This window comes from Oceanobacter sp. 1_MG-2023, from assembly GCF_030689025.1.
In the GTDB taxonomy this organism is placed as follows: domain Bacteria; phylum Pseudomonadota; class Gammaproteobacteria; order Pseudomonadales; family Oceanobacteraceae; genus Oceanobacter.
In genome coordinates this window covers 280,175-290,993 of sequence record NZ_JAUYWA010000002.1, presented here as the reverse complement: position 1 = coordinate 290,993, position 10,819 = coordinate 280,175, and the positions used below count along the sequence as shown (strand labels likewise).

General features: G+C 55.8%; 9 protein-coding genes. 1 reads left to right on the top strand and 8 read right to left on the bottom strand.

What is annotated here, in order from left to right; all coding sequences use genetic code 11:
- Positions 1-329 precede the first annotated feature (329 nt).
- From glmS to Q8W22_RS02665, 4 genes are all read right to left on the bottom strand, one after another.
- A complete protein-coding gene (gene glmS / locus Q8W22_RS02680) occupies positions 330-2,153 on the bottom strand; it encodes a glutamine--fructose-6-phosphate transaminase (isomerizing) (protein WP_305451509.1) in 1,824 nt (607 codons plus the stop codon).
- Between the two features lie 229 nt (positions 2,154-2,382).
- A complete protein-coding gene (locus Q8W22_RS02675; RefSeq protein WP_303431082.1) occupies positions 2,383-3,015 on the bottom strand; it encodes a thiol:disulfide interchange protein DsbA/DsbL in 633 nt (210 codons plus the stop codon).
- Positions 3,016-3,212: 197 nt separating this feature from the next.
- A complete protein-coding gene (locus tag Q8W22_RS02670; RefSeq protein WP_303431083.1) occupies positions 3,213-3,839 on the bottom strand; it encodes a cytochrome c in 627 nt (208 codons plus the stop codon).
- 60 nt (positions 3,840-3,899) lie between these two features.
- Positions 3,900-4,208, bottom strand: a complete 309-nt coding sequence (locus Q8W22_RS02665; RefSeq protein WP_303431084.1) for a cytochrome c5 family protein — start codon at positions 4,206-4,208, stop codon at positions 3,900-3,902.
- Between the two features lie 170 nt (positions 4,209-4,378).
- Here Q8W22_RS02665 and yihA point away from each other — a divergent pair, with 170 nt between their 5' ends.
- On the top strand, positions 4,379-5,089 hold the full coding sequence (gene yihA / locus Q8W22_RS02660) for a ribosome biogenesis GTP-binding protein YihA/YsxC (RefSeq protein ID WP_305451508.1): 711 nt from the start codon (positions 4,379-4,381) through the stop codon (positions 5,087-5,089).
- Positions 5,090-5,368: 279 nt separating this feature from the next.
- Here yihA and Q8W22_RS02655 read toward each other — a convergent pair whose 3' ends face one another.
- From Q8W22_RS02655 to polA, 4 genes are all read right to left on the bottom strand, one after another.
- A complete protein-coding gene (locus Q8W22_RS02655; RefSeq protein ID WP_305413462.1) occupies positions 5,369-5,998 on the bottom strand; it encodes an ABC transporter ATP-binding protein in 630 nt (209 codons plus the stop codon).
- A complete protein-coding gene (locus tag Q8W22_RS02650) occupies positions 5,979-6,788 on the bottom strand; it encodes an ABC transporter permease (RefSeq protein WP_303431087.1) in 810 nt (269 codons plus the stop codon). Before Q8W22_RS02650 ends, Q8W22_RS02655 begins: the two co-directional genes overlap by 20 nt.
- A complete protein-coding gene (gene modA, locus Q8W22_RS02645) occupies positions 6,785-7,579 on the bottom strand; it encodes a molybdate ABC transporter substrate-binding protein (protein ID WP_305451507.1) in 795 nt (264 codons plus the stop codon). The genes Q8W22_RS02650 and modA overlap by 4 nt, the downstream gene beginning before the upstream one ends.
- A 375-nt stretch (positions 7,580-7,954) precedes the next feature.
- The gene (gene polA, locus Q8W22_RS02640) at positions 7,955-10,759 is read right to left on the bottom strand and encodes a DNA polymerase I (RefSeq protein WP_305451506.1); all 2,805 of its coding nucleotides are present in this window, start codon (positions 10,757-10,759) and stop codon (positions 7,955-7,957) included.
- Between the last annotated feature and the right edge of the window lie 60 nt (positions 10,760-10,819).

The following is a 10,819-nucleotide window of genomic DNA, read 5'->3' as shown; positions in this document are numbered from 1 at the left end:
GCCAAGAAGGATGTTGGTGGTTATCTGATGGACTACTACAACCGGCAGCGACCTCATACATTCAACGACGGCATTTCACCCGTTGCAGCTGAGGAAAACTTTAAAATACTGTCCGGGATTAGTTGACCACTACAGGCAAGTAGTCAGCGCCTACCCCCTTACCACGGGTCTTCAGCTTTATCTGGTCAGCTCTATCGAGTGGTTTACTGTTGTCTAACGACATAACTCCCTCCTTTCAGGGAAAGCAGGAGGGAATTATTATCAAACTTTATTTGATTCGATCAAACTTTATTTGGCACCTACATTGGTTGCCCTCTACACCACCCCGATCACTCCACCGTCACGCTTTTGGCCAGGTTCCTCGGTTGGTCGACGTCGGTGCCTTTGATAATGGCGACGTGGTAGCTGAGCAGTTGCAGTGGCAGGGTGTAGACAATCGGGGCGATCAGGTCGTCGCAGGCGGGCATCGACAGTACGATCATGTTGTCGGCGGGGGTGATTTCGGTGGCTTGTCCGGCAAAGACGTAGAGTTCGCCGCCCCGGGCGCGGACTTCTTCGATGTTGGATTTGAGTTTTTCGACCAGGTCGTTATGGGGCGCTACCACCACAATGGGCATTTCGGCGTCGATCAGTGCCAACGGGCCGTGTTTGAGTTCTCCGGCGGCATAGGCTTCGGCGTGGATGTAGGAAATTTCCTTGAGTTTGAGCGCGCCTTCCATGGCAATGGGGTATTGGTCGCCACGGCCAAGGAACAGGGCGTTGTGTTTGTCGGCGAAGCGTTCGGCCAGTTGTTCGATCTGGTCGTTCATTTTCAGTGCTTGCTGGATCAGTCCTGGCAGTTGGGCCAGGGCGGTGGCGATGCGCTGCTGAATGGCATCGGCATCGGGGTGTTGTTGCGCCAGCCCGGCGGTAAGCAGTAACAATGCGGTGAGCTGGGTGGTAAAGGCTTTGGTGGAGGCAACGCCAATTTCGGCACCGGCGCGGGTCATCAGCGCCATATCGGATTCACGCACCAGCGAGGAGCCGGGTACGTTGCAAATGGAGAGGGTTTTGCGAAACCCCAGTTGTTTGGCCAGTTTCAGTGCTGCCAGCGTATCTGCCGTTTCACCGCTCTGGGAGATGGTTACCAGCAAGGTGTTGGGTCTGACGACGGGCTGGCGATAGCGGAATTCGGAGGCGATTTCGACGTTGCAGCTGAGTCCGGCCAGGGCTTCGATCCAGTAGCGGGCGGTTACGCCAGCATGGTAGCTGGTGCCGCAGGCGATGATCTGGACGTTGTCGATGCCACTGAGGTCACCCAGGGCTTCAAGGTTGAGCTGGCCGTTGTGCAGGCGTCCTTCGAGGGTGTTGGCGATGGCTTGGGGCTGCTCGTGGATTTCCTTGAGCATGTAGTGGCGATATTCGCCTTTGTCGCCGGCGTCGTGTTCGACTGAGGTTTCGCGGGTCTCTCGTTCAACGGCTTCGTTGTCGATGTTGAATATCTGCACACTCTGGCGGGTGATCTCGGCCACGTCGCCTTCTTCGAGAAAGGCAAATTTGCGGGTTACTGGCAGCAGTGCGAGCTGGTCGGAGGCGACGAAGTGTTCGCCAATCCCGAAACCAATCACCAGCGGGCTGCCGGAACGGGCAACGACCATGCGGTCGGGAGTGGCGCGGTTCACGGCGACCATGCCGTAAGCGCCTTCCAGACGTTGGCGTACCTGTTTGACGGCGGCCAGCAAAGACTCGCCGGAGGTTACTGCTCGGGCGATCAGGTGGGCGATCACTTCGGTATCGGTCTGGGATTCAAAGTGGTAGCCGTCGGCTTCTAATTCCCGGCGCAGACTGGCGTGGTTTTCAATAATGCCGTTGTGAACGACGGCAATATCCCCGGAGATATGGGGATGGGCGTTGGCTTCGGAGGGTTCGCCGTGGGTGGCCCAGCGTGTATGGGCAATGCCCAGTCCTCCGGGCAAGCCGGTTGCCGCGATGGCATTGGCCAGTTCCTGCACCTTGCCCAGTCGTCGCACCCGGGTCAGTGCCGGTGCCGGTTGGGTGGCGTCGAGAATGGCGACGCCAGCAGAGTCATAGCCCCGGTATTCGAGACGACGCAAGCCTTCCAGCAATATTTCGACTACATCCCGCTGGGCTACTGCTCCGACAATGCCACACATACCATATACTCCTGAAGATAATCCGACGCGCTGAACTGGAAGGCGAAAGATTACCACACTCCGCTATATTCGCTGTGTCAGGTTCGTCTGGAATACCGGTATCCGGGCGCTGGTTCTGGTGCGTGAGGGCCACGCGAAGAAGAGGAGAAAGCATGGTGATGGTGGTTGATCGGGGAGCACCGCGCACCAGCGGCTATTCTGCCGGTGCGCGGGTTGTTATCAGTTACGGTTATTTGGCGCTGCGTTCTTTTTCGACCAGATAATCCACAACGGATGTCATTTTATCCTGGCCACCGGCAGTACTGGCAGACACAACGTATTTACCTTGTACTATCAATGCCGGTACACCGCTGATGTTGAATGAGCGGATACGTTTGTCACCCTGGCTCATGCGGGATTTGACGGCAAAGTTGTCGTACGCCTTGTCAAACTGGGCTGCGGTAATGCCGCCGTTTTTGACCAGAAAATCGCGTTGGTCGTCTTTATCCAGCAGGCGTTGTTTTTCCAGATTGATGGCTCGGAAAATCGGCGTGTGTACCTGGTCGAGAATACCCAGCACATCGGCTACATAGAACAACTGCGCGTGTGCAACCCAGGCACGACCGAACATAGCAGGAACGCGGGTAAATTCAACATCTGCAGGCAAGGTGCTTTCCCATTTGCCCAGAAAGCTGTCCAGGTGGAAGCAGTGTGGGCAGCCATACCAGAAGGCTTCTTCCACGTGTACTTTGCCATCGGCCATAACCGGCACAGGCTCGGCCAAAACGTCGTAATGCACTCCGGCTTCGTATTCTGCCGCCAAAGTGAGTGAGCTAATCAACAGCAGGGGTACTGCTATCCATTGTTTGATCAGCGAAAGCATAGAAATCTCCAGTCAGGGTTAAAGTCGCGATTCAGATTTGCCAATTAGGTGCGATTTTGAACAAAGGTTCAACTACTGTCTGGCAAAGCAGGATATTCATTCCGCCATTGGCGTTTTTTGCTCAGATGGCCTGCTGTGGTTCCCCAACCCAGGCGCAGAAAAAAAGCGGCCGGAGCCGCTTTTTTTCGTTAGCGTGCTTAACGCAGGCCCTGAATATAGGACGAGACCGCTTCGATTTCAGAATCGTGCAATCGGTATGAGGTAGCTCGCATCATACGGCTGTCACCGTCGTTGGTACGGGCACCGGAGCTGAAATCATGCAGCTGTTTGGAGATATAGGCTTCATGCTGACCTGACAGCATGGGGAAGGCTGCCAGTTCGATGCCCTTGCCGCTTGGGCCGTGGCACGCCATACAGGCTGGTACGCCTTTTTCTTCGATGCCAGCGCGGTAGATTTTTTCGCCCAGTTCAACCAGTTCTTCTTTGGCTCCGCCACCGCTAGGTGCCTGGGAGTTGAAGTAAGCGGCCAGGTCGGCAATGTCGTTGTCGCTCAGTCCGGCAACAAAGGCTGTCATTTCAAGCACCTGACGACGTCCATCACGAATATCCTGGAGCTGCTTGGCAAGGTACACCTTGCCCTGCCCAGCCAGTTTGGGGAATGTTGGCACCATGCTGTTACCGTCTGCCCCGTGGCAAGCAGCACAGGTAGCAGATTTTGCTTTGCCGGCATCGGCATCGCCCTGGTAGGCGGAGGCCGCTTCACCAGCTTGGGCCGCGGACATCAGTCCGGCTGAAACAATCAGGCTAATCAACAGGTTTTTCATCGTCAGATCCAGTTAGTAAGTTAATTCTTGTCGTCGCAGTCGACGTTTGTCACTGCTGCTTTATTTGGGCGTCGACATGTAAGTAATCAGCGCTTTATAGTCTTCTGCGGAACAATCCATGCAAAGTCCGCGTGGAGGCATGGCATTAAAACCGTTGGTTACGTGGCTTACCAGTGTATCCATACCTTTTTCCAATCGAGGAGCCCAGGCTGCCGCATCAAAAGCGGTAGGTGAGCCGATCATTGGCGCAACTTGTGGAGCATGGCACGCTCCACAAGAGGTATTGTATTTGGCTTCCGCATCAAATGCGTTAACGTTGGCAGACATGGCGGCAGCTGATACCGCAAGCAGGGTCAGAAGTTTGGTCATTGTGACGTTCTCTCTCATCAGTCGTTATAATATCAGGCTAATTTTTTACTCTGCTCGGCGTGCATCAGAGACTCCGCCCGGAATGTTACACCCTGTGCTAGACTGGCTGCGCCATTCAAAGGCCCAGCATTATATATCATCAAAAACCGGACGGTCATTACGTTTACCCTATGCCAAATCAGGATTCATTGACTTACACCAAGACCAACTACCTTCGTAGCGCCGCCACATTGAGCCAATGCCCTGGCGAAATCACGCGTGAAGTCGCCTTTGCAGGCCGCTCCAATGCAGGGAAATCCAGTGCACTCAACCGGCTGACGGGGCAGAAAAAACTGGCCCGAACCAGTAAAACACCCGGTCGAACCCAGCTGATCAACTATTTTCAGCTTGGTGAACTGCCGCTGGCCCTCGTTGACTTGCCAGGCTATGGCTATGCCAAGGTGCCTATTGGCGTCAAAAATGCTTGGCAAAAAGAGCTCGGCAACTATTTGCAAAAACGCGAAGCGCTGGTCGGCCTGGTACTACTAATGGATATACGTCATCCACTGACCGATTACGACCAGCGCATGCTGGAATGGGCCAATGATAACGGTATGCCTCTCCATCTGGTACTGACAAAATCCGACAAACTCAAACGAGGGGCTGCCAAAAGCACGTTGCTAAAGGTCCAGCAAGCGGTACGTGACAGCTCAACAGATGTATCCGTGCAGATGTTTTCATCGCTGAATGGCGATGGACTGGAGGAATTGAAACGGCGTCTTAACCAGTGGTTCTTGCCACCGGGCGATACGGTTGGCGCTAATCCTGAAGATGATATCGACCCGGGCATTACTGACCTGCCTGCGGCTGCCCCAAACGATTCTGATTCCGGTGATGACTGAGCATCCAGATAGCCTGGCTGCACTCGGAAACGGTTGATCTGAGTCACATCTCACTGTAAACGCAGTATGGTGGCGGCCAGTAACCGCACTATCTGTGTGCTTATGCAGTACAGTGGGACAGTTCCCCGCACGGAATACTGGAACAGGCGACTGGTTTCCAGTCTTCGGTCATTCCTCCAGAATCCGAAGTTGACCCGGTCGTGATTTCCATAACGCCCGGGTCTTTTTTACCATCTCCCAGAACCTCTGGCCGCCAGGCTGGAGCACAGCATGGAATAATCACCTCGACACAATCTGGCCATGCTGCAGCCAAACCGTACGATCTGCCAATACCTGCGCTTCAGTTTCATCATGAGTGACCAGCAACAAGGTCATTTGCAACGGCTGTCGCAGTGCATTCAAGTCACGCCAGATGGTGTGCCGATTCCCCAGATCCAGGCTTGAAAACGGCTCATCCAGCAACAGCACGCCCGGCCGCCGGGCGAGACAACGGGCCAGAGCCGCCCGTTGCCGTTCGCCACCAGACAGCTGGGCGGGATAACGGTTGTGCAAATGTTGCGCGCGGGCCAGACACAGGGCCTCTTCAATCCGCTCGGCGCGAGAACCCTGATGGTCAAACCCGAATGCCAGAGACAGCCAGACATTCTGCCGTACCGTCAGATGCGGGAACAAATGCAAATCCTGGCTCAGATACCCCAGCCGTCGGCGGTGAGGTGCCCAGCCATGTACCGCGGTATCATCAAACAAGACGCGCCCCTGATGGGTAACCAAACCGGCCACCACTTTCAGCAAGGTACTTTTTCCAGAGCCGGACGGCCCTTGGATCGCCACCGCTTCTCCATCGGCCACATTCAGGGAAACCTCATGCAGAATCCGGCTGCTGATTTTTTCAAGCGCCACGGCCGACATATTCCACCTCCTTTGGCGTATCCCTGTCCACCAGGCGGGTTGCCAAAAGCAACAGAAACGCCAGCCCCAGCAAAATCAGGGCACAGGCAACCGCCAGACCGGTTTCACCGCTGGCAATATTCAGGTACACCGCCATCGGCAGTGTTTCGGTATACATCCGTGTCGCTCCGGCCACCATCAAGGTGGCTCCAAATTCACCCAGAGCCCGTGCCCACCCCAAGACTGCCGCAGTCACCAAGCCTCGGGCTGCCATCGGGATTTCTACCAGTAAAAATGCCCATCCGGGTGATAAGCCAAGCGTCCAGGCCATACGCGCGTAATCCTGATCCACGCTGGCAAATGCCGCTCGCGCCGTACGCACGATAATAGAAGCCGCGACGTACGTTTGCGCCAGCACAATACCGGCAGGAGAAAACAGCAGATTGATACCCGCCGCCGCCAACGCAGCTCCGACCGGGCTTTGGTAGCCCAGCAAAAACAACAAGCCGACCCCGGCAACCAGCGGCGGCGTTACCATGGGTAAATCCAGTAAGGTCTCCACCATTGCTTTGCCGGGAAATGCCTGTCGTGCCAAACAATGAGCCGCCGGTACCGCCAACAGCAATGCCAGCGCCAGCGATAATAACGAGGTTTGCAGACTCATCCCGACGGCAAACAGGGTTTCTTCCGACAGCAGCGCACTCTGCAAGTCGCCCGGTGACAAATAGCTCACCAGGGCTCCCACAACCCCAATAATTACCAGCGCCATCAGCACCAGCGGCAGTGCAAACAACAGCCCAAGCCAGTTCATTTTGTTGCTGCCTGCGAAGCTTGCCAGGTGGATTGGATGGGTAAAAACCCGACCTTTTCAAACCCGGCAACCCCCTCTGCGGAGGTCAGAAAATCCACCAGGGCCTGGGCCTGATCCGGGTATTGGCTGCTTTTCAGCACCCCGGCAGCAACGATTTCGGGTTGATACAAATGCTCTGGAATGGCCACCATGCGGATATGCCCGGCGTTCAGAAAGGCTTCGGTACGTCCAATGATGGCAGCGTCCACTTCCCCTTGAACCAAGTACATCGCCAGTTGCTTGACCGTCCCTGCCCGCATCACCGTGTTACGACGAATGGCGTCTCCCTGTCCGGAAGCATTCAGAATATGTTCGGCAGTGCGCCCCAGTGCCATGGCTTTCGGGTCTCCCAATGCTACTCGAAGGCCGGGCTGGGTCAGGTCATCCAGGCGCTGGACATTGGCACCTCGGCGGAGACTGACGCCAACCACCGGAGTGTGCGCCACAATGTCGTGTACCGAGAGCACCTCTCCCGCCAGTTTATCGAAGTACATTCGTGAGCCGGGGATAAACACATCTCCCTGATGGCTGAGTTGATAACGTGTCAGGATTGCGCCCGAGCCTCCGTATTCCACTCGTACCTGATCACCGCTTTGACGTTGGTACTCCTGTACCAGAGCATCGATGGCCGGTCGTAAACCGGCACCTGCGTAAACTTTCAGCTCGACGGCCCATATCCGGGCAGAACACCCCAACATCAGCATGGCAACCAGTGTCGCTGTCAGGCGGTGAGTCCATTTCGATGAAACCATACAATATTCCTACCGTTATATAATTTTATATATAACGAAGCACAAGTCAGACCAACCGGGCCAGTCAATCCAAAACCGTCAGAACCTCACGTCAGCAGCGCCATCCCGCTTCCAACAGCCAATCTCTGCGGATGGCGGTGGCAAGGATCGGCAGGAGAGAAACCCGACATTGTCGTGAATAAGACAAAATCGCCCACAGAGAGTGAGAGGCGAGTTCAAAGGCGAGTGCACGGGATTCCATTCGGTATCGTTCGGTCGAGCCTTGGCATGACAGGTTTTCGCAGTCGATACCGTCAAGCCAGTGCAGAACGATGGCGCCTGCTGATCACCGCTCTCCTGATGACTCAGACCACAAGCGCCGTAGAACAGCGAGGCTCAGTGAGCCTCATCCCAGTTGTCACCGATCCCGGCTTCCACCAGCAGCGGTACCCGTAATTCAGCCGCGCCCTGCATTTGCTGTTTCAGGGCTTCAGCAAATACATCCGTTTCTTCTGCCCGTACTTCCAGCACCAGTTCATCGTGCACTTGCATGACCATGCGGGCATCAAACCCGGAATCCGGCAGCCAGTTGGCGACCCGAATCATGGCGCGCTTGATAATGTCGGCGGCGCTGCCCTGCATCGGCGCGTTGATCGCGGTACGTTCTGCGTGTTGACGACGCTGGCCGTTGCGGGATTTTATTTCTGGCAGGTACAGACGACGGCCAAAGATGGTTTCGACATAGCCCAGGTCTTTGGCGTGTTCACGGGTGTTGTCCATATATTCCCGCACACCGGGGTAACGTTCGAAGTAGAGGTTGACGTAATCCTGGGCTTCGCCACGGCCAATGCCCAGCTGCTTTGCCAACCCAAACGCCGACATGCCATAAATCAAACCAAAGTTGATCGCCTTGGCGCTGCGGCGCTGGTTGTCGGTGACGTCGGCTTCATCAACACCAAAGACTTCTGCCGCGGTAGCCCGGTGTACATCCCGGCCTTCGCTGAAGGCTTTCAACAAACCGTCATCACCCGACAGGTGCGCCATGATGCGCAGTTCAATCTGGGAGTAATCTGCCGCCACCAGCCGGTAGCCTGACGGCGCGATAAATGCCTGACGAATACGGCGGCCTTCCTCAGAGCGAATCGGAATATTCTGTAAGTTCGGATCACTGGACGACAAGCGCCCGGTGGCAGCCACAGCCTGATGGTAAGAGGTGTGCACCCGCCCGGTCGAGCCGGCAATCATGGTGGGTAACTTGTCGGTATAAGTGCTTTTTAATTTCGCCAACCCCCGGTTTTCGAGGATGATTTTGGGCAGTTCATGGCCTTCTTCCGCCAGCTGCAGCAGCACTTCTTCCGCCGTTGACGGTGCCCCTTTCGGGGTTTTCTTTTTCACGGGCAAGCCGAGTTTCTGATACAGGATTTCACCCAGCTGCTTGGGCGACCCAAGGTTAAAGACTTGCCCCGCCACGTCGTGAGCCTGCTGCTCCAGCTGCTGCAGTTTTTGCTCCAGCTCGGCGCTTTGCTCATGCAGTTTGTCGGCATCAATCAGTGCCCCGAGGGATTCCATCGCCGTAAGGATCGGCATAACGGGCATTTCTATGTCAGTAAAAACCTTCGCCAATGCGCCCTGATTTTGCAGTTGGGGCCACAGGGTCTGATGCAGACGCAGGGTGATATCGGCGTCTTCGGCGGCGTATGGCCCAGCCATATCGAGTTCAACCTGATTAAAGGTTTTTTGTTTGACGCCCTTGCCCGCCACGTCTTCAAACGAGGTGGTTTGATATTCCAGATACTTTGACGCCAGGCTGTCCATATCATGACGGGTCGCGACGGAATCCAGCACATAGCTTTCCAGCTGGGTATCGAACTGCACCCCTTGCAGGTGAATACCGTGGTTGGCCAGTACGTGGGCGTCGTACTTCATGTGTTGGCCGACTTTTTTGTGGTTGTTATCTTCCAGCAGCGGCTTGAGTTGTGCCAATACGGTGTCGCGGTCGAGCTGTTCCGGTGCGCCGTCATAATCATGTGCCAATGGTACGTAAGCAGCCTGGCCGGCTTCCACCGCAAACGAGACGCCCACAATGCGGGCGTCCTTGTAGTTAAGCGAGGTGGTTTCGGTATCGAAGGCAAACAGTTCACTGGCTTTGAGCTGCTCAACCCAGCGATCGAGGTCGGCCTGCGTCAGCACCAGCTCGTATTCACCCGGTTCAGCACTGACGGTCGGGACATCCACTTCCGTGGCGGTGTCAGCAGCGGTTGCCAACGGCTGTTCAGCGCTGGCACTTGAGGGCCGGCTGTCAGAGCTGTTGGCTTCGGGCGGGTTGCTGGATGCCTCCGATAACTCGGCGATCCAGGCTTTGAATTCCATGCTCTGATACAGCGCCAGCAAGGCATCGGTGTCGGTTGTCGTACTGTGCAGCTCTCCCAGCGATTGCGGCAGCTCGACATCACATTTGATGGTGGCCAGCTCTTTCGACAGAAAGGCCTGGTCCTTGTGTTCTTCCAGCTTTGGAGCCAGGGTTTTGGCACCACGGAAGCTGAGGGTCTTGACCTGATCCAGATTGGCGTAAATGGTTTCCAGCGAGCCTAATCCAGCCACCAGCCCAACGGCGGTTTTTTCACCGACCTTGGGCACGCCGGGAATGTTATCGACCTTGTCGCCCATCAGCGCCAGGTAGTCGATAATGTGTTCCGGCGGTACGCCAAATTTTTCTTTTACCCCGTCGACATCCAGAAAGGTGCTGGTCATGGTGTTGATCAATGACACATGCGGATCCACCAGCTGCGCCATGTCCTTGTCGCCAGTGGAAATAACCACCTGACACTGGCTGGCTTCGGCCTGGGCCGCCAACGTGCCGATAACGTCGTCGGCTTCCACACCGTCGATAATCAGCAGCGGCAGGCCCATGGCGCGGATGATGTCATGGATGGGGGCGATTTGTTCGCGCAGCTCGTCCGGCATTGGCGGGCGATTGGCTTTGTACTCCGGGTACATATCGTTACGAAAGGTTTTGCCTTTGGCATCAAACACCGCCACCATCTGGGCATCGGGATAGTCTTTTTGCAGTCGTTTGATCATGCTGATCACGCCTTTCACTGCATTGGTGTGCACACCGCGTGAATTGGTCAGCGGTGGAATGGCATGAAAGGCACGGAACAGATAGGAAGATCCGTCGATAAGAACAACAGACTTGGGCATAACAGAATTCCTGTAGACTCGGCAAAATCCGGCCGCTGGCGCTGGGGTTCACGTCCGGGT

Bases quoted from the DNA above. Each gene is read 5' to 3' on its own strand.
- glmS (WP_305451509.1), bottom strand. From the start codon at position 2,153: ATGTGTGGCATTGTCGGAGCAGTAGCCCAGCGGGATGTAGTCGAAATA.
- Q8W22_RS02675 (WP_303431082.1), bottom strand. From the start codon at position 3,015: ATGCTTTCGCTGATCAAACAATGGATAGCAGTACCCCTGCTGTTGATT.
- Q8W22_RS02670 (WP_303431083.1), bottom strand. From the start codon at position 3,839: ATGAAAAACCTGTTGATTAGCCTGATTGTTTCAGCCGGACTGATGTCC.
- Q8W22_RS02665 (WP_303431084.1), bottom strand. From the start codon at position 4,208: ATGACCAAACTTCTGACCCTGCTTGCGGTATCAGCTGCCGCCATGTCT.
- yihA (WP_305451508.1), top strand. From the start codon at position 4,379: ATGCCAAATCAGGATTCATTGACTTACACCAAGACCAACTACCTTCGT.
- Q8W22_RS02655 (WP_305413462.1), bottom strand. From the start codon at position 5,998: ATGTCGGCCGTGGCGCTTGAAAAAATCAGCAGCCGGATTCTGCATGAG.
- Q8W22_RS02650 (WP_303431087.1), bottom strand. From the start codon at position 6,788: ATGAACTGGCTTGGGCTGTTGTTTGCACTGCCGCTGGTGCTGATGGCG.
- modA (WP_305451507.1), bottom strand. From the start codon at position 7,579: ATGGTTTCATCGAAATGGACTCACCGCCTGACAGCGACACTGGTTGCC.
- polA (WP_305451506.1), bottom strand. From the start codon at position 10,759: ATGCCCAAGTCTGTTGTTCTTATCGACGGATCTTCCTATCTGTTCCGT.